This is a genomic window from Spiribacter roseus, assembly GCF_002813635.1.
Lineage (GTDB): Bacteria > Pseudomonadota > Gammaproteobacteria > Nitrococcales > Nitrococcaceae > Spiribacter > Spiribacter roseus.
This window is the reverse complement of record NZ_CP016382.1, coordinates 230,239-249,857: the sequence shown is the minus strand read 5'-3', so window position 1 is coordinate 249,857 and position 19,619 is coordinate 230,239. Positions and strand designations below refer to the sequence as shown.

At 66.7% G+C, this 19,619-nt stretch carries 22 protein-coding genes and 1 tRNA gene; 16 read left to right on the top strand and 7 right to left on the bottom strand.

Annotated features, from left to right (window positions below):
* Positions 1 to 17 precede the first annotated feature (17 nt).
* Complete coding sequence (locus tag BBH56_RS01280) at positions 18 to 1,196, bottom strand: acetyl-CoA C-acetyltransferase (RefSeq protein WP_148121673.1); 1,179 nt, start codon at positions 1,194 to 1,196, stop codon at positions 18 to 20.
* A 45-nt stretch (positions 1,197 to 1,241) separates the two neighbouring features.
* Positions 1,242 to 2,564: an aminodeoxychorismate synthase component I gene (pabB, locus tag BBH56_RS01275; RefSeq protein WP_198515232.1), complete on the bottom strand. Its 1,323-nt coding sequence runs from the start codon at positions 2,562 to 2,564 to the stop codon at positions 1,242 to 1,244.
* A 91-nt stretch (positions 2,565 to 2,655) separates the two neighbouring features.
* On the opposite strand from pabB, the gene BBH56_RS01270 reads away from it, so the two are divergent.
* The 11 genes from BBH56_RS01270 (at position 2,656) to BBH56_RS01220 (ending at position 10,657) form a co-directional block, all read left to right on the top strand.
* The gene (locus BBH56_RS01270) at positions 2,656 to 3,399 is read left to right on the top strand and encodes a YebC/PmpR family DNA-binding transcriptional regulator (RefSeq protein WP_148121671.1); all 744 of its coding nucleotides are present in this window, start codon (positions 2,656 to 2,658) and stop codon (positions 3,397 to 3,399) included.
* 5 nt (positions 3,400 to 3,404) lie between these two features.
* Complete coding sequence (ruvC, locus tag BBH56_RS01265) at positions 3,405 to 3,932, top strand: crossover junction endodeoxyribonuclease RuvC (RefSeq protein WP_148121670.1); 528 nt, start codon at positions 3,405 to 3,407, stop codon at positions 3,930 to 3,932.
* Positions 3,929 to 4,534, top strand: coding sequence for a Holliday junction branch migration protein RuvA (gene ruvA / locus BBH56_RS01260; RefSeq protein ID WP_148121669.1), 606 nt, complete (start codon positions 3,929 to 3,931; stop codon positions 4,532 to 4,534). The genes ruvC and ruvA overlap by 4 nt, the downstream gene beginning before the upstream one ends.
* Positions 4,535 to 4,558: 24 nt before the next feature.
* Positions 4,559 to 5,602 carry a Holliday junction branch migration DNA helicase RuvB gene (gene ruvB, locus BBH56_RS01255; RefSeq protein WP_110882511.1) on the top strand — a complete coding sequence of 348 codons (1,044 nt, stop codon included), beginning with the start codon at positions 4,559 to 4,561 and terminating at the stop codon, positions 5,600 to 5,602.
* A gap of 66 nt (positions 5,603 to 5,668) precedes the next feature.
* Positions 5,669 to 6,349, top strand: coding sequence for a protein TolQ (gene tolQ, locus BBH56_RS01250; protein ID WP_110882581.1), 681 nt, complete (start codon positions 5,669 to 5,671; stop codon positions 6,347 to 6,349).
* 41 nt (positions 6,350 to 6,390) lie between these two features.
* Entirely contained in the window at positions 6,391 to 6,807 is a 417-nt protein-coding gene (gene tolR, locus BBH56_RS01245) for a protein TolR (RefSeq protein ID WP_148121668.1), read from the top strand.
* A gap of 12 nt (positions 6,808 to 6,819) precedes the next feature.
* The gene (tolA, locus tag BBH56_RS01240; protein WP_148121667.1) at positions 6,820 to 7,707 is read left to right on the top strand and encodes a cell envelope integrity protein TolA; all 888 of its coding nucleotides are present in this window, start codon (positions 6,820 to 6,822) and stop codon (positions 7,705 to 7,707) included.
* Between the two features lie 73 nt (positions 7,708 to 7,780).
* Positions 7,781 to 9,088, top strand: coding sequence for a Tol-Pal system beta propeller repeat protein TolB (gene tolB / locus BBH56_RS01235; protein WP_148121666.1), 1,308 nt, complete (start codon positions 7,781 to 7,783; stop codon positions 9,086 to 9,088).
* A gap of 36 nt (positions 9,089 to 9,124) precedes the next feature.
* Positions 9,125 to 9,679: a peptidoglycan-associated lipoprotein Pal gene (pal, locus tag BBH56_RS01230; RefSeq protein WP_148121665.1), complete on the top strand. Its 555-nt coding sequence runs from the start codon at positions 9,125 to 9,127 to the stop codon at positions 9,677 to 9,679.
* A 25-nt stretch (positions 9,680 to 9,704) separates the two neighbouring features.
* A complete protein-coding gene (gene ybgF, locus BBH56_RS01225; RefSeq protein ID WP_198515231.1) occupies positions 9,705 to 10,523 on the top strand; it encodes a tol-pal system protein YbgF in 819 nt (272 codons plus the stop codon).
* Positions 10,524 to 10,581: 58 nt separating this feature from the next.
* Positions 10,582 to 10,657 (top strand) — tRNA-Lys (locus BBH56_RS01220).
* 40 nt (positions 10,658 to 10,697) lie between these two features.
* On the opposite strand, the gene BBH56_RS01215 is transcribed toward BBH56_RS01220, so the two are convergent.
* On the bottom strand, positions 10,698 to 11,978 hold the full coding sequence (locus tag BBH56_RS01215; RefSeq protein ID WP_148121663.1) for an O-acetylhomoserine aminocarboxypropyltransferase/cysteine synthase family protein: 1,281 nt from the start codon (positions 11,976 to 11,978) through the stop codon (positions 10,698 to 10,700).
* A gap of 292 nt (positions 11,979 to 12,270) precedes the next feature.
* Here BBH56_RS01215 and BBH56_RS01210 point away from each other — a divergent pair, with 292 nt between their 5' ends.
* Positions 12,271 to 12,981: a CcdB family protein gene (locus tag BBH56_RS01210; protein ID WP_198515230.1), complete on the top strand. Its 711-nt coding sequence runs from the start codon at positions 12,271 to 12,273 to the stop codon at positions 12,979 to 12,981.
* A gap of 218 nt (positions 12,982 to 13,199) precedes the next feature.
* On the opposite strand, the gene BBH56_RS01205 is transcribed toward BBH56_RS01210, so the two are convergent.
* Positions 13,200 to 13,676, bottom strand: a complete 477-nt coding sequence (locus tag BBH56_RS01205; RefSeq protein ID WP_144347864.1) for a Dps family protein — start codon at positions 13,674 to 13,676, stop codon at positions 13,200 to 13,202.
* A gap of 140 nt (positions 13,677 to 13,816) precedes the next feature.
* The gene (locus tag BBH56_RS01200; RefSeq protein ID WP_110882502.1) at positions 13,817 to 14,134 is read right to left on the bottom strand and encodes a DMT family transporter; all 318 of its coding nucleotides are present in this window, start codon (positions 14,132 to 14,134) and stop codon (positions 13,817 to 13,819) included.
* 148 nt (positions 14,135 to 14,282) lie between these two features.
* On the opposite strand from BBH56_RS01200, the gene BBH56_RS01195 reads away from it, so the two are divergent.
* Entirely contained in the window at positions 14,283 to 14,828 is a 546-nt protein-coding gene (locus tag BBH56_RS01195) for a DUF192 domain-containing protein (RefSeq protein WP_157809042.1), read from the top strand.
* Here BBH56_RS01195 and aspS read toward each other — a convergent pair.
* Entirely contained in the window at positions 14,825 to 16,603 is a 1,779-nt protein-coding gene (gene aspS, locus BBH56_RS01190) for an aspartate--tRNA ligase (protein ID WP_148121660.1), read from the bottom strand. The genes BBH56_RS01195 and aspS overlap by 4 nt on opposite strands.
* 99 nt (positions 16,604 to 16,702) lie before the next feature.
* Complete coding sequence (locus BBH56_RS01185) at positions 16,703 to 17,047, bottom strand: FmdB family zinc ribbon protein (protein WP_110882499.1); 345 nt, start codon at positions 17,045 to 17,047, stop codon at positions 16,703 to 16,705.
* A gap of 100 nt (positions 17,048 to 17,147) precedes the next feature.
* Between BBH56_RS01185 and BBH56_RS01180 the strand changes: the two genes are divergently transcribed.
* From BBH56_RS01180 to BBH56_RS01170, 3 genes are all read left to right on the top strand, one after another.
* Positions 17,148 to 17,801: a DUF1614 domain-containing protein gene (locus BBH56_RS01180; RefSeq protein ID WP_110882498.1), complete on the top strand. Its 654-nt coding sequence runs from the start codon at positions 17,148 to 17,150 to the stop codon at positions 17,799 to 17,801.
* 103 nt (positions 17,802 to 17,904) lie between these two features.
* Entirely contained in the window at positions 17,905 to 19,323 is a 1,419-nt protein-coding gene (yjjJ, locus tag BBH56_RS01175; protein WP_148121659.1) for a type II toxin-antitoxin system HipA family toxin YjjJ, read from the top strand.
* 35 nt (positions 19,324 to 19,358) lie between these two features.
* Positions 19,359 to 19,601 carry a type II toxin-antitoxin system Phd/YefM family antitoxin gene (locus BBH56_RS01170; protein WP_148121658.1) on the top strand — a complete coding sequence of 81 codons (243 nt, stop codon included), beginning with the start codon at positions 19,359 to 19,361 and terminating at the stop codon, positions 19,599 to 19,601.
* Positions 19,602 to 19,619 lie beyond the last annotated feature (18 nt).

Below are 19,619 nucleotides of genomic sequence, written 5' to 3'. Positions count from 1 at the left end.
GGTCTCACCCTCCCGGGTTAACGTTCCACCGCCAGCGCAACGCCCTGGCCACCGCCAATGCACAGCGTCGCGAGGCCGCGGTTGACATCCCGACGACGCATCTCATGGAGCAGCGTGACGAGGATTCGGGCGCCGGAGGCACCGATCGGATGACCGATGGCAATCGCGCCGCCGTTGACATTGATCTTCTCCGGATCCCATCCGAGCGCCTTGTTGACCGCCAGTGCCTGCGCGGCGAAGGCCTCGTTCGACTCGATCAGCTCAAGGTCGTCGATGGACCAGCCGGCCCGCTCGAGGCAGCGCTGCGTGGCCGGGATCGGGCCGCTGCCCATCAGACTCGGCGCGACACCGGCGTTGGCATAGGCCTTGATGCGGGCAATCGGCTCGAGCCCCAGCGCCCGGGCGCGGCTCTCGCCCATCATCAGCACCACGGCGGCGCCGTCGTTGATGCCCGAGGCGTTACCGGCGGTGACCGTCCCGTCCTTGGCGAACGCCGGGCGCATCTTCGCCAGGCCTTCGGCGGTGGTGCCGTGGCGCGGGAACTCGTCGGTGTCGAACACCACCGGGTCGCCCTTGCGCTGGGGGATCTCGACGGGAACGATCTCATCGTCGAAGCTTCCGGCCTTCTGCGCCGCCTCGGCAAGCTGCTGCGAGCGCGCCGCGAAGGCATCCTGCTCCTCGCGGCTGATGCCGTACTCGGTGGCGAGATTCTCGGCGGTCACACCCATGTGATAGTTGTTGAACACATCGGTGAGGCCATCCTTGAGCATGGTGTCCTCAAGCTTCCACGGGCCCATGCGCTGGCCATTGCGTGAGTTGGGCAGGGCATGCGGCGCCTGGCTCATCGACTCCTGACCGCCGGCGAGGACCACGCCGGCATCCTCCAGCGCGATGGCCTGGGCGGCCATGTGCGTCGCCTTCAGGCCGCTGCCGCAGACCTTGTTGATGGTCATCGCCGGAGTGGTCTCGGGCAGCCCGGCATTCAGCGCGGACTGGCGCGCCGGGTTCATGCCAACGGCCGCGGTCAGGACCTGACCCAGCACCACCTCGTCAATCACCGCGGGGTCGATATCCGCCCGCGAGAGCACGCCACGGATCACCTGCGTGCCGATATCCGCCGCACCCAGCGGGGCCAGCGTGCCGCCGAAGGACCCCACCGCACTGCGGCCCGCGGCCACGATCACCACATCTTCCATCGTTCCTGCCTCCTGTTCGACCGACTCGTTTGATTGCCTTCGTGGTCACCCTACCACCGCCAGCAGCCGGCGAAAGGCCGCCGCCTTGGATTCAGTCTCATCAAATTCGGCGCCGCACTCCGAATCCACGACCAGTCCGCCGCCGGCGCGATAGTCGAGCACCCCGTCGCGGGCGGTCATCGTGCGGATCGCGATGCTGGTGTCCATCGCCCCGTCGGCGCCGAGATAGCCGATGGATCCGCAGTAGATGCCGCGCGGCTCTCCCTCGAGCTCATCGATGATCTCCATGGCGCGGAATTTGGGCGCACCGGTGATCGATCCGCCCGGCAGGCAGTCGCGCAGCAGATCCGTGGCCACCCGGTCGGCGCGCAGCCGCCCCACCACGGTGCTCACCATATGGTGCACCGTGACAAACGACTCCAGCGCGAACAACCGCGGCACGCTCACCGACCCGGTGCGACAGGCCCGACCCAGGTCGTTGCGCAGCAGATCGACGATCATCAGGTTTTCGGCGCGGTCCTTGGCACTGCTGAGCAGCTCGTCGCGGCGTGCCGCATCGGCGCGCGGGTCCACCGCCCGGGCCCGCGTGCCCTTGATGGGCGCGGTCTTGACCCAGCCGTCGCGCAGTTCCAGAAACCGCTCGGGCGAGCCGCTGAGGATCGGCCCACCGGCGAGCTCAAGGTAGGCGGCGAAGGGGCCGCCGGCCGCCTCGCGGAAATCGCGGTAGACCCCGAGCGGGTCACCGTCGAAGGGCGCCTGCAGCCGCCGCGCCAGATTGACCTGATAGCAGTCACCGGCGTGCAGATAGTCACGGACCCGGCGGAAGGCCCGGTCATAGGCCGCGCGGTCCGGGGTGGCGGCGGGCTCGCCGGTGGGCCACCAGGCGCCGGGGGCCTGCGCGGGCCCGGTCGCCAGCCAGTCGGCGACATCCGCCGGGGGATCGCCGGCCAGCCACGCGCAGTGCTGCTGATGGTCCAGCACCAGCGCCCAGTCATACAGCCCCACCGCCATTTCCGGCATGCCCGCATCGCGCGTTGTCTGGCCCTGCAGGCGCCGGCCCAGCTCGTAGCTGAAATAACCGATGGCCCCGCCGGCGAACGGCCCACTCGCCGCCACCCTCGGTCCCAGCGACTCGTGCAGCAGCGCCAGCGGATCCGCTGTCCCCAGATCGTCCCCGTCACCCCCTTCGCCGGGCAGCCAGCGCGTGTGCCCGTGGCGGCTGACCAACTGGCCGCGCGGGGCGGCGCTCATCACGCTGTAGCGCCCGCCGGCGGCGCCATCCAGCCATACCGGTGCCGGCAGGCGCGCGCGCAGCGCCGCGAAGGTCATGAGTGCCGAGCTCGGAAACGCAAGGGGGATCTGGGTCACAGGTTGTCAGCCAGCCATCGGTGCCGGGTTTGCGGACATGGTAATGTGAACGCCTCTTGAACACGATCATTCGCCCGAATCGAGGGGGATCATGGCAGGTCACAGCAAGTGGGCGAACATCCAGCACCGCAAAAAGGCGCAGGACGCCAAGCGCGGCAAGATCTTCACCAAGATGATCCGTGAGATCACGGTGGCGGCGCGTCAGGGCGGCGACGACCCCGATGCCAACCCGCGCCTGCGCCTCGCCGTGGACCGGGCCCTTGGCGTGAACATGCCCAAGGACAAGATCGACAAGGCCGCCGCCCGGGGTGCCGGCAATGATGAGGGCACCGCCTACGAGGAGGCCCGGTTCGAGGGCTATGGCCCCGGTGGCATCGCCATCATGGCCGACTGCATGACCGACAACCGCAACCGCACGGTCGGCGAGATCCGCCACGCCTTCAACAAGCACAACGGCAACATGGGGACCGATGGCTGTGTCGCGTTCATGTTCCAGCAGCGCGGCGTGATGCTGTTTCCGCCGGACACCGACGAGGACACCCTGATGGAGGCCGCGCTCGAGGCCGGCGCCGAGGATGTCATCGCCAACGACGACGGTTCATTCGAGGTCCTGACCGCGCCCGAGGACTTTCCCACTGTGCGCGATGCCCTGACGGACAATGGCCTGACCCCGGCGGACGCCGAGGTGACCATGCGCCCCGAGAACACCACCGAGCTCGATGATGATGACGCCCGCAAGGCGGTCAAACTGATCGAGCGGCTCGAGGACCTGGACGACGTCCAGCACGTCTACACCAACGCCGAGCTCCAGGCCGCCGCCTACGAGGACGCCTGACCGGCATGGCGGCGGCGGGCGGTGAGCGACGCATACTGGGCATTGATCCGGGATCGGTGCGCACCGGCTTCGGCATTATCGCCGTGGACGGGGCGCGCAGCCGGTATATCGCCAGCGGCGTGATCCAGGCCGGCAGCGGCGCGTTCGCCGAGCGACTGCACACCATCTTCACCGGGCTCACTGAGGTGATCGCCGAGCATGCCGCCACGGAAAGCGCCATCGAGGAAGTCTTCGTCAACCGCAACATCCAGTCCGCGCTCAAGCTGGGCCAGGCCCGCGGGGCGGCGATCTGCGCCTGTGCCGGCGCCGGCCTGAGCGTGGCGGAGTACAGCGCCCGCGCCATCAAGCAGGCCCTGGTGGGCCGCGGAGGGGCCGAGAAGACCCAGGTGGGTTATATGGTGCGGACCGTGCTGGGGCTCCAGGGCGAGCTGCGCGAGGACGCCGCCGACGCCCTGGCCGTGGCCCTCAGCCACGCCCAGCATGACCGGTTCCGTCGCCAGATGGCGCGTTCGTCACCCGGGGGCGCGGCATGATCGGGCGGCTGCGCGGCACGCTGATCGACAAGCAACCGCCCTGGGTGGTGGTGGACGTGAGCGGCGTGGGCTACGAGATCGAACTGCCCATGTCGAGCATCTACCAGCTGCCGGCAAGCGGCGAGACCGTGGTCCTGCGCGTCCACCAGGGCCTGCGCGACGAGGTGCCGGTGCTCTATGGCTTTTACACCGAGGGCGAGCGCGGCCTGTTCCGTGCCCTGATCCGGGTCAATGGCGTCGGCCCCAAAATGGCCCTGGCGATCCTCTCCGGCATCAGCGCCGAGGAATTCCGCCGCTCCGTCGAGCAGAAAGACACCGCCACCCTCACCCGCCTGCCCGGCATCGGTAAGAAGATCGCCGAGCGCCTGACCCTGGAGATGCAGGACCGGCTGGATGGACTGGGCAGCGCGGCAGGCGGCCTGCCCGGTGCCATCGCCGGAGCCGGCAGCGCGCCGAGTGCCGACGACCCGCGCGCCGAGGCCAGCGCCGCGCTGGTGGCGCTGGGCTACAAACCCGCGGAGGCCCAGCGGCTGCTGCAAGGGATCGAGGCCGAGGACAGCGAGCAACTCATCCGCGCCGCCCTCAAAAAGGCGGTACGCTAGCGCCAGGCAGCGACCCGGGACGCCATGATCGACAACGACCGCATTATCGCCAGCAACGCCGCGCCCGATGACGAGGCCGTGGATCGCGCCATCCGCCCGCGGCGGCTTGCCGACTACATCGGCCAGCAGGGCGTTCGCGAGCAGCTCGAGATCTTCATCGGCGCCGCCCGCGGTCGGGCCGAGGCGCTCGACCATGTGCTGGTGTTTGGTCCGCCCGGGCTCGGCAAGACCACCCTGGCGCACATCATCGCCCAGGAGCTGGGCGTCAACCTGCGCCAGACCTCGGGCCCGGTCATCGACCGCCCCGGCGACCTGGCCGCGCTGCTCACCAACCTCGAGCCTGGAGATGTCCTGTTCGTCGACGAGATCCATCGCCTCTCGGCGGTGGTTGAAGAGGTCCTCTACCCCGCCATGGAGGACCAGCAGATCGACATCGTTGTCGGCGAGGGGCCGGCGGCGCGCTCCATCAAACTCGACCTGCCGGCCTTCACCCTGGTCGGGGCGACCACCCGCGCGGGGCTGCTGACCTCGCCCCTGCGCGACCGCTTCGGCATCGTCCAGCGGCTTGAGTACTACTCGGTCGACGAGCTCACCACCATCGTCAACCGCTCCGCCGGGCTGCTCAACCTGAGCATGGCCGCCGACGGCGCCACCGAGATCGCGCGCCGGGCGCGGGGCACCCCGCGCATCGCCAACCGCCTGCTGCGCCGGGTGCGCGATTACGCCGAGGTGCGTGCCGACGGCCGCATCAGCCGCGCCGTGGCCGCCGACGCCATGGACATGCTCAAGGTCGATGACAGCGGCTTCGACATCCAGGACCGACGCCTGCTGCACGCGATCATCGACAAGTTCGACGGAGGCCCCGTCGGCGTCGAGAGCCTCGCCGCCGCCATCGGTGAAGAACGCGGCACCATCGAAGACGTCATCGAGCCCTACCTGATCCAGCAGGGCTTCGTGCATCGCACGCCGCGCGGCCGCATGGCGACGCGCAACGCCTATGCCCACCTGGACATCCCGGCGCCACCGCGCATCGATGACCCCAACGGCGAGCTGTTCCGCCGCTCATGAGCCGGGCCGCTTGCGCCGTCCCCCGCCGGTCGTTAGTGTTTTCAGGCATTCTGCCAGGGGATGCCCATGACCGTTGATCTGTCCATTACCCAACTCATCGCCGAGGCCAGCCTGGTCGTCCAGCTCGTCATGCTGGTGCTGCTGCTCGCCTCGATCAGCTCGTGGGCGATCATCATCCGCAAGGCCCGGGAGCTGCGCCGCGCCCGCGGCGGCGCGGAGGCGTTCGAGGACAGCTTCTGGTCCGGCGGCAACCTGACCGAGATCTATCAGAACAGCGAGCAGCCCGACATCGACTCGGGCGGTATGGAGCGGATCTTTCGTGCCGGGTTCCGCGAGTTCAGCCGCATGCGCCGCCAGAGTCCCGCGCCCGAGCCCGTCATCGAGGCCGCCCAGCGCGCCATGCGGGTGGCGCTCAACCGCGAGATGGACCGTGTCGAGCAGTCAGTGCCGTTTCTTGCCACGGTCGGCTCAACGAGTCCGTATATCGGCCTGTTCGGGACGGTCTGGGGCATCATGAACGCCTTCCTCGCCCTGGGCGCCATGCAGCAGGCAACGCTCGCCACGGTCGCCCCCGGCATTGCCGAGGCCCTGATCGCAACGGCGCTGGGCCTGTTCGCGGCGATCCCGGCGGTGATCGCCTACAACCGCTTCGCCAACCAGTCCGAGCAGATGACCAACCGCTACGAGATGTTCATCGACGAGTTCACCGGCATTCTCCAGCGCCACCTGCAGGCCGGCGCATCGTGAATCCCCAACCCGCGCGACGGCGGCGCAGTCGCCGCAAGCCCATGGCCGAGATCAATGTCGTCCCGTACATCGACGTCATGCTGGTCCTGCTGGTGATCTTTATGGTGACCGCGCCGCTGCTCTACCAGGGCGTGGAAATCGACCTGCCGCAGTCCAGCGCCGAACCGATGCCTCCGCAGGAGCAGGAGCCGGTGATCGTCGAGGTGGACCAGCAGGGGCGCTACTACCTGAGCGTGGGCGAGCAGGATGACGATCAACCGGTCAGTGCCGAGGACGTGGTGCTGAACGTGACCGCCGTCATGCGCGCCCGTCCCGACACGCCGGTATTCGTGCGCGGCGACGGCGATGTTGCCTATGCCCGCGTGATCGATGTCATGACCGCCCTGCAGCGTGCCGGGGTGCCGCAGGTGGGGCTGATGACGCAACCGTCGGGGGATACCCCGGCCAACAACGGCTAGGCCCGCGGGCGCATGGGCAGGGTTGGGGACATCGGCCTGTCGGTGCTGGCGCACGCCGCGCTGTTCGGCCTGTTCGCAGTGAGTTTTCAGATGACCGGGATCACCGATCAGGCCAACCCCGGCACTGAGCAGAGCGTGCAGGCGGTGGCCGTGGAAGAGGCCGAGGTCCAGCAGGCCATCGAGGCACTGGAGGCAGAAGAGGCCGCCGAGCAGCGCCGCCGCGAAGAGGAACTGGCCGAGCTGGAAGCCGAGCGCGAGCGTGAGGCGGAACGCCTGGCGGCCGAGCGCGAGGCCGCCGAAGCCGCCGAGCAGGCCCGCCGCGAGGCGGAGGCCGAGGCCGAACGCCAGCGCGAAGCGGCCGAGCAGGCCCTCCGCGAGGCGGAGGCCGAAGCTGAAGCTGAGGCTGAGCGCCAGCGCGAGGCCGCCGAGCAGGCCCGTCGCGAAGCGGAGGCTGAAGCTGAGGCTGAGGCTGAGCGCCAGCGTGAGGCCGCCGAGCAGGCCCGTCGCGAGGCAGAGGCCGAAGCGCAGCGCCGCGCCGAGCGCGAAGCCGAAGCCCAACGCCAGGCCGAGCGCGAAGCCGAAGCCCGGCGCCAGGCCGATGCCGAGGCCCTGCGTGAGGCCCGTGGCACCTACGACGCCGCCATTCGCCAGCGCGTCGAGGGCACATGGACCCGCCCCGCCGGTATCCCCGACGGGCTGAGCGCCCTGGTCGCGGTGCGCCTCGGCCCGGGTGGCATCGTCCTGTCGGTGGAAGTCGCGCGCTCCAGCGGCAACGCCGCCTTCGACCGCTCGGCGGTGACCGCCGTGCGGCGCGCCGACCCGCTGCCCATGCCCGATGACCCCGATCTGGCCCAGCCCTACCGCGAGGGCATCGAAATGGTCTTTGCCCCCGATGCCTGAAATACGCCGCACATCCTCCATCCATTAGGATAGGATCGACACAGGCCCCCATGGACAGGCAGAATATCGCCCAATGAAATCACTGATCGCCGCCCTCCTACTGGCAATGCTCGCCCTACCCGCCGCCGCGCAGGTCCGCATCGAGATCAGCGGCGGCGAGGCGGCCGCGCTGCCCATTGCCGTCGTGCCCTTCCAGATGCAGGACGCGGCCGAGGGCGATGGCCCCGATGTCGACCTGGCCGGGATCATCCGCGACAACCTGTTCCGCAGCGGGCTGTTCGCGCCGCTCGACCCGGACAACCACCTCAGTCAACCGAGTCGGCTCGAGCAGGTGCGCTTTCAGAACTGGCGCGCACTGGGTGCCGATACCGTACTCATCGGCCGCATCACTCCGCTCGACGGCGACGCCTATCGCGTGCGCTATGAACTGCTGGATGTCTACGCCGGCGAGCGCATCGCCGGTCAGCGCTTTCGCGTGACATCGGCGGGGCTGCGCAACCTCGCCCACACCATCAGCGACCAGGTGTTCGAGACGCTGATCGGCCGGCCGGGTGGGTTCAATACCCGCATCGCCTATGTCGAGGAGACGGGCACGGGGGATGAGCGCTCGCACCGGCTGATGGTGGCCGAGGCCGACGGCCACCGACCGCAGACCATCCTCACCTCGAGCGAACCCATCCTCTCGCCCGACTGGTCGCCGGACGGCGAGCGCATCGCCTATGTCTCGCTGGAGTCGGGGCGGCAGTCGCAGATCTACGTGCAGAACGTCGCCACCGGCGAGCGCACCGCCCTGCCGTCGTTTGACGGCATCAACAGCGCCCCGGCCTGGTCACCGGACGGCGAGCGCCTGGCGGTGACGCTGTCCCGCGACGGCAATCCCGATGTGTTCATCCTCGACCCCGATGGCGACGCTGACCCGCGCCCCATCACCCGGCACTTCGGCATCGACACCGAGCCGGCCTGGTCGCCGGATGGCGAGACCCTCTATTTCACCTCCAACCGCGGCGGCAGCCCGCAGATATACCGCCAGCCGGTGAGCGGCGGCGATGCCGAGCGGGTCACCTTCGATGGCAACTACAATGCCAGCCCCAGCGTCTCGCCCAACGGCCGCTTCCTCACCTTCGCCCATCAGCGCGACGAAGGCTTTCAGATTGCCGTGCTCGATCTCGAAGACGACATCATGCGGGTGCTCACCGATGGTCCGCTCGACGAGTCGCCGAGCTTTTCGGCCAGCAGCAGCATGATCGCCTATACCCGCGATACCGGCGACGCGACCGAACTGGCCACGGTGTCGGTGTTCGGCCGGGTCCAGGGTGGACTGACCGAGTTTGACAACACCGTGCGTGAACCCGACTGGGGTCCGCTGCCGTCCGCAGACTGAACCCCTGCCCTTTTCTGACTGAATGGAGATCCTCTCATGCGCTCACTCCGACAATGGCTGACCCTGCTGGCCCTGACCGCCGTACTGGCCGGCTGTGCCACCACCGACGATTCCATCGATGATGCCGAAATGGCCGAGATCGATCAGGCCGCCGCCACCGAGGCCGAGATCGACGCCGAAGAAAGCGCGGCCGCCGCAAGCGGCGCCACCGCCAGCGGCAGTGTCTCAGGCGAGCCCCTCGACGACCCGGACAGCGCCCTGGCCGACCGGGTGGTCTACTTCGAGTACGACAGCGCCACGCTGAGTGACGAGGCCATGACCCTGATCGAGGCGCACGGCGAGTACCTGGCCCGCAACAGCGACCGTCAACTGCTGGTGGAAGGCCACACCGACGAGCGCGGCGCCCGTGAATACAACCTCGCGCTGGGCGAACGGCGTGCCGAGTCGGTCAAGCAGGCCCTGCTGATCGCCGGTGCCGACGACGCTCAGGTCGATGTGGTGAGCTATGGCGAGGAAAGCCCGGCGGTGAGCGGCAGCAATGAATCCGCCTGGGCCGAGAACCGCCGCGCCGCCCTTGTCTACGAGCGCTGATCCGATCCCGCAGGAGGTACGCCTCATGACCGGCACCCAAGGCCGCCGCCCGATCCTGGCCATCGCCGTGGCCCTTTCGATGGGCACCGCGCTGATCGTCCACTCCCCCGGCAGCGGGGCGCAGACCCTCGAGCGCCGGGTTGATCGGCTCGAAGACCGCGTCTCGGGCCAGGCCATGATGCGGATGATGAACCAGAGCGAGCAGCTGCAGCGCGAGGTCACCACGCTGCGCGGCGAGATCGAACGGCTGCAGCGCCAGATCGACGACATCCGCAGTCAGCAGCGGGAGCTGTATCTGGACCTGGATGGGCGGCTGCAGGCACTGGAATCAGCCGGCGACGAGGAGGCGACCCCTGACGGACCTGCGGCAGGTGAGCCCGCCCCGGCTGATGCCCGCGAAGACCCAGGGGGCGAAGCACAGGCCGATACCGGCGCGAGTGACGGCGGCGACGCCGAAACCGACAGCGCTGACGCCGCGGCCCGTGAGGCCTATGACGCCGCCTTCAGCGAGCTGCAGGCCGGTCGCTATGATACGGCTGCCGACGCGTTCAGTGCTTTTCTCGACAACCACCCCGAGGCCGACCTCGCCGCCAACGCCCGCTACTGGCTGGGTGAGTCGCATTACGTCGTGCGCGACTTTGACACCGCCCTGGAATCATTCGAGCAGGTCGTCGACAACCATGCCGGCAGTCGCAAGCACCCTGATGCACTGCTCAAGATCGGCTATGTGCACCTCGAGCAGGGCCGTGACGAGCAGGGACGAGCGGCATTGCGCGAGGTGATCGAAGCGTTCCCGGACAGCACCGCCGCCAGCCTCGCCCAGCAGCGGCTCGACGAGCGCTGAACTCAGTGACGGCGTGTATTGCCCGGTGGCAACGGGCGCCGTATCATACGCCCGCGTCGGGTCGTTAGCTCAGTTGGTAGAGCATCGGACTTTTAATCCGCTGGTCGCAGGTTCGAATCCTGCACGACCCACCACTTCTGAACTCGATCAAGCTTCCGACATGAGCGCGGCGACCTAGCGTCCCGCCGCCGCCAGCGCCTGATCGACATCGGCGAGGATGTCGTCGATGTGCTCGATGCCTACCGAGATCCGCACCATGTCACGGCTGACCCCGGCGCTCGCCAGCTCCTCGTCGTTCAACTGGCGGTGCGTGGTGGTGGCCGGATGGCAGGCCAGCGACTTGGCGTCGCCGATGTTGACCAGACGCACGATGAGCTGCAGCGCATCGATGAACTTCGCCCCCGCTTCTTCGCCGCCCTTGATCCCAAAACTGAGGATGCCGCCGGCGTTGTTGCCGCCCATGTATTTCTGCACCAGCGGATAGTAGGGACTGTCAGGCAGGCCGGCGTACTTCACCCAGATCACGCCCGGATGCGCTTTCAGATGCTCGGCCAGCGCAATGGCGTTTTCGCCGTGACGGGCCATGCGCAGGGGCACGGTCTCAATGCCCTGCATCAGCAAAAAAGCGTTCATCGGCGAGAGTGCCGCGCCCATGTTGCGAAGCGGTGCGACCCGGCAGCGCCCGATATACGCCGCCGCGCCCAGCGCCTCGGTGTAGACCACGCCGTGGTAGGACGGATCAGGCTCGGTGAGCATGGGGAATTTCTTGGCGTAGTCCGCCCAGGGGAAGTTGCCTGAGTCGACGATTACGCCGCCCACGGTGGTGCCGTGCCCACCCATCGCCTTGGTCAGCGAGTGGATGACGATGTCGGCGCCCTGCTCGATGGGCCGCCAGAGTACCGGCGTCGGCACCGTGTTATCGACGATCAGCGGCACACCATGGCGATGGGCGATGGTGGCGAAGGCTTCGATGTCCACCACGTTGCCGTTGGGGTTGCCGACGGTCTCGGCATACACCGCCTTGGTGTTGTCATCGATCAGTGCCTCGATGGCGGCCGGATCATCACCGCTCGCAAACCGCACCTCAATGCCCATGTTGGGCAGGGCGTGGGCGAACAGATTGTAGGTGCCGCCGTAGAGCTGACTGGTGGTGACGATGTTATCGCCGACACGGGTGATGCACTGAATGGCATAGGTGATGGCCGCCATCCCCGAAGCCACGGCCAGTCCGGCGATGCCGCCTTCCATCTCCGCCACGCGCTGCTCAAGCGCACCGTTGGTCGGGTTCATGATGCGGCTGTAGATGTTGCCCTCGACCTTCAGGTCAAACAGGTCCGCCCCATGCTGGGTGTCGTCAAAGGCGTACGAGGTGGTCTGGTAGATCGGCACCGCCACCGCCTTGGTCGTCGGATCCGGGGAATAGCCGCTGTGGATGGCCTGAGTCTCGAGTTTCATGGAGGGATCTCGCTGTTGGTCTGTAATCAGATCGCTTTATACCCCAAAACTCTAACGCGTTTGAGCGCAGGCGTCTGGAATATGTGGTGATAAGGAAAGCGTGGGATGGAATAAAGGCCGGCCATCGGGTGGCGGGGACCGTCTGGCGTCGCGGGCGGTGATACCGAAGGAGCGCGTTGTTAACTGTCTTCCGCGGCCCGCGCACACGCTGAATACACACGCCCGATACACATGCCCCATACACACTAACCAGGCAGACGACGACATGGTTCTCGGTACTCGAACGCCCCGCATGCCGCTTCAGAAAAGGCGCATCAATGTAAGCATCGATCCCGATCTCCTCGACGAGGCCCGGGCGCTGGAGATGAACCTCTCGGGATTCTTTGAGGATCATCTGCGTGAATCACTGCATGCACTACGCTGCCGTACCTGGCTCAAGCGCAATCGCCGCGCCCTGATTGAGAATCGCGTTGACCCCCCGAGCGCCCGGGACAATCGGCCGTCCAGGCCAATACCCTTCATCAATATCGACGATATCGACGACGCTAACGGCACCGATGGCGCAGATGGTCATAACGGTCATGACGACTTTCTGACCGACGAGTGGGTCCGGGCGATGATCGATCGTGTGCCGATTCTCAAGGAATCGGTGGATCGACGGCTGAGCGGCCAGCTCGCCTCGACGACCTACCCGGTATACCGGGCCGACAAGTTCCGCATTGACTCGCGGGCGCCGTTTCTCGTCAGCCTGCAGAACTCGCTGCTCCAACCCCTCGGTCGGGCGATTGTCGCGCCGCTCGTGCCCACGGCCCATTTCGAACGCCCGCTGCAGGAAGCCCACCCGATCGTTGCGCTCGAGTGCTCGCCCGGCAGCCATTTCGTCGTGGTGGTCGATCGGCTCATGACGGTATCGGATAACGCGCTCGGCAAACCGGCGGGATCCCTCACCGGCGAGACGCAGCAGATCATGCGCGCCATCGACTTTGTGTTCGGCGGCATTTAGGCGCGCCGCTGCCGCGTGTGTATGCCGCACCCACATCCTCGCGATGTGGATGAGGCGTGTGGATGAGGCGTGTGGATAGCCGGTGTGTTGCGCGCGTGTTCACGCAGCAAGAAAGGGGATGACAACGCGCCTTTCACAAAAAAAACGGCCGGAGGCAGACGCATCCACCCCCGGCCGCGACGGCGAGCAACGCCGTATCCGCTATCCAGACCGCACCATCACTCCAGCATGCTGCGCAGCATCCACGCCGTCTTCTCATGAAGCTGCATGCGCTCGGTCAGTAGATCGGCGGTCGGCTCGTCATGCGCCTCATCCGCCGTCGCAAACACCTCGCGCGCCGTGCGGGCGACGATCTCATGACCCGTGACCAACTGACGGATCATCTCTTGGGCATCCGGCGTGCTGCTCTCCTCGGGGATGGAGGTCAGCTTTGCATACTCACTGTAGCTACCCGGCGCGCGGGCCCCCAGTGCGCGGATGCGCTCAGCGATGTCATCCACCGCCGTGGCAAGCTCGGTGTACTGCTCCTCGAACATGTTGTGCAAGGAGTTGAACATCGGCCCGGTCACGTTCCAGTGGAAGTTATGGGTTTTCAGGTACAGCGAATAGCTGTCAGCCAGCACACGACTGACCCCCTCCGCGATCTCGACGCGGGCGCTTTCCTCGATCCCGATATTGATTGCCGGTGTGGCCATGATGACCTCCTTTTTGCGTCGTCCTGACGCGCTGTTTGAAACCATTTCAATTTAACATCGCGGCGACCCAAGCCCAAATCCAAGCCCAAGCCCAAGCTCAAACCCAAACCATCGATGTCCTGTCCCTGAGATATCCCACCTCAACCGGCCAGATTCAACCCCACCAGCCCCAGAATGATCAGCAGCAGGCTGCCGGCCTTGACCCAGCTCATCGCCTCACCAAAAAAGAAAACCCCCACCAGGGCCACCAGCGCGGTGCCAAGCCCGGCCCACACCGCATAGGCCACGCTCACCTCCATGCGCTTGAGCACCAGCCCCAGCGCAATGAACGCAAGCCCATAGCCCGCCACCACGATGAGGCTCGGCCAAAGGCGTGAAAAACCGTCGGATAACTTGAGCGCCGTGGTGCCGATCACCTCCATGGTGACCGCGCCCACCAGTAACAGCCATGCGGGCATGACCCCTCCTTGCAACCAACCAGCCGCCGACGCTACGCCGATCCATCGCCCCCGGCCACCCACAACCCCGGTCCCAGCCGCAGCCACACCGACGTTACCGATCTTCACCCCGCGACGCCGGCGCCGGGAATCGGTTAGCCTGCTACCCATGAAACGATGGATTGCACGGATTATTGCGGGGCTGGCACTGGCCGGCGCGATCCTGCTGGGTGATGCCTGGCTGTTCGGCGGGACGGCCGAATCCGCCGATGCCGGCACCGCGCCAGATCCCACTGCCCTGCCCGCCGCCTGGCAGTCCATGACCACGGGCGAGGTCGTGATCACCCCGCCGGCAGCCGATGACGCTGAAAAGACCCATTCATCGCCCCGCCGCCTCGCCGTGCGCATTGCCGATGAGCCCGACGAGCGCGCCCAGGGCATGCAGGATCTGCCCGCCGCAGTGATCGCCGATCAGCCGATCTGGTTCGCCTTCACACAGCCGCGCCGGGTGGGCTGGCACATGCAGAACGTCCGGCGCGCCCTCGACATTGCCTATATCAACGCCGACGGCGTCGTGATTGACGTCGAGCGGATGACCCCCGGTGGCACCGGCTATGGGATCGATGCACCGATTGCCGCCGCCCTTGAGCTCGCGGCCGGTGCCGCCGGGCGCCACGGCATCCGACCCGGCACCCGGCTGACGCTTACCGACTAGCCCTTCTGCGGCCGGCGCACGCGGATGTGCAGGTCATCCAGCGCCTGGGTATCCACCCCCGCCGGCGCATCGGTGAGCAGGCAGGTGCCGGTCTGCGTCTTGGGAAAGGCCATGACGTCGCGGATCGAGCCTGCCCCGGCAATCAGCATGACCAGCCGGTCAAGCCCGAAGGCGATCCCCCCATGCGGCGGCGCGCCGTACTCGAGCGCCTCGAGCAGGAAGCCGAACTTCTCGCGCGCCTCATCCGCCTCGATGCCCAGGCGCTCGAACACCGCCCACTGCATCTCGGGGCGATGGATACGGATCGACCCGCCGCCCAGCTCGGTGCCGTTGAGCACCAGATCATAGGCCCGGGAAATGAGCGCCTCGGGATCGGCGGCCTGGAACGCCTCCACCGAATCCGTGCGCGGCGCGGTGAAGGGGTGATGCAGCGCGTAGTAACGCCCATCATCCTCGTCGTACTCGAACATCGGAAAGTCGACCACCCACAGCGGCCGCCATTCGCCCTCGAGCAGCCCCAGATCGTGGCCCAACCGCACCCGCAGCGCGGCCAACGACTCGTTGACCACATTGGCCCGATCCGCCCCAAAAAAGATCAGATCACCGGCACCGGCGCCGGTGCGTGCGAGCAGGTCGGTGACCACCGATTTGGGCAAAAACTTGAGGATGGGGCTCTGCAGCCCGTCAACGCCTTCCGCCGGGTCATTGACCTTGATGTACGCGAGGCCTTTGGCGCCATAGCGCCCCACGAACTCGGTGTACTCGTCGATCTGCCTGCGGGTGAGCGATGCCCCGCCCGGCACGCGCAGGGCGGCAACACGCCCCCGCGGGTCTGCGGCCGGCCCGGCGAACACTTTGAAATCCACCCCGGTCAGCAGATCACTGACCGTGACCAGCTCCATGGGGATACGCAGGTCGGGCCGGTCAATGCCGTAGCGCTCGATGGCCTCGGCGTAGGTCATCCGCGGGAAGGTCGCAGGGAGATCGACGCCCGCCACATCGTGCATGAGCTCGCGGACCATGCGCTCCATCAGCTCAGTGATCTCGCCCTCGTCCATGAACGAGGCCTCGACATCAAGCTGGGTGAACTCGGGCTGGCGGTCGGCCCGCAGGTCCTCGTCCCGAAAGCAGCGCACGATCTGGTAGTAGCGATCGAGGCCCGACATCATCAGAAGCTGCTTGAACAGCTGCGGCGACTGCGGCAGCGCGTAGAAACTGCCCGCATGCAGGCGGCTTGGCACCAGAAAGTCCCGGGCGCCCTCGGGCGTCGCCCGGGTTAGCATCGGCGTTTCGATATCGAGAAAACCGTAGCCGTCGAGGAAGCGGTGCATGAAGCTGGTCACCCGAGCGCGGATGATCAGGTGCTGCTGCATCGCCGGGCGGCGCAGATCCATGTAGCGATGACGCAGGCGCACATCCTCGCCAACGTCGTCCTCGTCGAGCTGGAACGGCGGCGTCTTGGCCGTATTGAGCACTTCTATGTCATGGGCGAGCACCTCGACCTGGCCCGAGCCGAGGTTCTCGTTGGCGGTCCCCTCCGGCCGGCGACGCACCCGGCCACTGATTCGCAGCACCCACTCGGGCCGGGCACGGTCGGCGGTGGCGAAGGCCTCCTCGCGATCCGGGTCGAACACCACCTGCAGGCGACCCTCGCGGTCGCGCAGATCAATGAAGATGACACCCCCGTGGTCCCGCCGCCGGTGCACCCAGCCGCAGATTTCTACATCCTGATCGAGCAGGGCCTCGGTGACATCGCCGCAGTAGTGGGTGCGCATAGGGATCAAACCGCCATTAATGAATCATTTAAACCGGCGAATGTTAAGCGGTGGGGGAAGGGCAGGCAAGCCGTCCCAACCGGGTTGCAGGGTGCGAAACTACTCTTTGGCGCTGCCCCCAGATGCTTTACCTGAGCCCTTGCCCGCGCCGTTGTCTTTGCCCGCAGCGGCCGACTTGCCGCCATCCTTGCGTCCTCCTTCGGCCGATTTCCCCTCGGACTTGGCGCTCGCGGCCTGATCCCCGGCCAGGTTGCGCTGGTTGTCCTTTTTAAAATCGGTTTCATACCAGCCACTGCCCTTCAGGCGGAAGGCGGCGGCGGAAATCTTGCGCCGCAGCGCGGCATGGCCACACTCGGGGCATTCAGTGAGCACGGCGTCGTTCATGCCCTGCAGTGCCTCGAGCTCGTGGCGGCAGTCATCGCAAACGTATTCATAGATCGGCATGCTGTGGGTCCCTGTCACCTGTCCAATGGTTATTGAGTCGGGGCGCGACTGCCCCAATGCAAGCCATGATAGCCGGTTTTGGATCATCAGGAGTCCGTCAGTGCCGCTTCAGATCATCGCTGCCATCTTTCTCGCCGCCACGCTGTTCGTGTTCATCCAGATCGGCGTCGTGACCGTCGCCTTTGACAAGCTCGGACTGTCGCAGGGCTCCGCCATGCTGCTGCTGATCACCTCGCTGCTCGGCAGCAGCATCAACCTGCCGCTATTCACGGTCGATGCCACCCGCGAGCCCGATCCGCGCTGGGCCGAGCGGCTGCGCTGGATGACCGCCATGGCCCGTCGGCTCAACCCGAACAAAGTGCTTATCGCAGTCAATGTCGGCGGCGGCATCATCCCCGTGGCGTTCACGGTCTATCTGCTCAACCACAACCCGCTGTCACCGGGGATCGTGCTGGCAGCAGTCGCCATCCAGACCGGCATCTGCTACGCGTTCAGCCGGCCTGTCAGTGGGGTCGGGATCGGGATGCCGATCTTCATCGCGCCGATCAGCGCGGCGGTGACCGCCGTCACGCTGGCGCCTGAGAGCAGCGCCCCGCTGGCCTACATCGGCGGTACCCTGGGCGTGCTGCTGGGCGCCGACGCCCTGCGCCTGCGCGACGTGCGCGGCCTCGGCTCGCCCCTGGCCTCGATTGGCGGGGCGGGGACGTTTGACGGCGTGTTCATCACCGGGCTGGTGGCGGTGCTGCTGGCGTAGATGCGGCTCGGCAAACCATTGCAGTCCATGCGCTGAATACTGGCAACTCTCTGTTCTTAGGGGATAAGATCATTGCATTAATGATTGCATAACGGCGGTTTGAATGGCGCGTCCATCACGCATCCAGTGGTCTCAAGTCGCGCAGACATTGCAGGCGCAGGGGCCGGTGAGCGGCCCTCGTCTGGCCCGCGATCTGGGCGTCAGCCTCGCCACCCTGCACCGCTACCTCAAGGCCCACTCCGGGGGCTGGCTACAGAGCGGACAGGCGTCGCGCCGCCGCTACGCCCTGCGCAGGCAGGTCGCTGGCATCGAGGAGACGTCGCTCCCGGTCATGAGTATCGATACTGAGGGCCGGGCCCATGACGCCGGGCTGCTTACACCGATCGCGCCCGAGGGCTGTCATTTCGACCTGCAGGCCCTGGGCTGGCCGATGGACGAGGCGCAGCGCGATGGCTGGTGGGAGAGCCTGCCCTATCCGATCCTCGATATGCGCCCGCAGGGCTACATCGGGCGTCGTTATGCCCGGGCACTTGAGGGCAGGCTGCCGGTCCCCGCCGAACCGGCCTTGTGGAGTGACGACGACATCCTGCGGGTCATCGGCCGGCACGGCGCCGATCTGCCCGGAGACCTGGTGGTGGGGCAGGCATCCATCGAGTGCTGGTACCGGGAGCGTGCCGAGGGCAAGTCGGCCATATCCGTGTCGAATCGACAGACAGATTTCCCGGCGCTCGCCAGGCGGGCGATTGCGGAGATCTTGCCCGCGTCCAGTGCCGGTGGCGAATTTCCCAAGTTCACGGCCTTGTGCATGAATTCCGAGACCGGTGCGTCAACCCCGGTCATCGTCAAGTTCTCCGCGCCGGACGATGGATCAGCCGTGGTGCAGCGCTGGCGGGATCTGCTCTACTGCGAGCATCTCGCAGCACGAGCGCTGGCCGGGATAGCGGGCGTCAAGGCGTCGCAAACGAGGGTCATTGATGCCGAGTCGCGGCGTTTCCTGGAGATCGAGCGCTTCGATCGACAGGGCGCCTTCGGACGCCGTCCGGTCTCGACCCTCGCAGCGATCGATCCGTCGCTGGTGGGTGTGTTCAGTCACGACTGGCGTGTGCAGATTGCGGCATTGCATCGCCATGGCTGGCTGGATGCGGCGGGATGCGTGGCAGTGAGCCGGCAGTGGTGGTTCGGACAGATGATCGCCAATTCCGACATGCACCCGGGGAACGTGGCCTTTCGACCCGTCGCGGCTGACGGACAACGGTCAGGCCGTCCCCGCTTTGAGCCCACGCCGGCCTACGACATGCTGCCGATGGCCTATGCGCCAATAACGAGTGGCGAGATGCGGGAGCCGGCCTTCGACCCACCGATGCCACAACCCGCCGAATTCGCCGACTGGCACGCCGCAGCCGAGGCGGCGATTGTTTTCTGGACGACCGTCGCCGAGACGCCGCATATTGAGACCGCGTTGAGACGGGCCGGCGAGGCGAACGCCCGTACCCTGGAGCGCAGGGCCGCACAGATCGGGTAATCCGCCGGGCAATCCAGGGGATGTGTAAAGACAATATGGACTCGATCAATATTCACGAGGCAAAGACGCACCTCTCTCGGTATGTCGAAGAGGCGTCTGCAGGCAAAGAGATCGTGATCGCTCGCGGAGGCAGGCCCGTTGCGAGGCTAGTCGCACTGGAAACTCGCACCACCGAACCGCGACGCCTTGGACTCGGCAAGGGTAAATTTCAGGTGCCGGCTGATTTTGACGATCAGAATCGGTCAGCCATTGAAGCAATGTTTTACGGCAGTGAATAACGCGAGATGACATGGAGA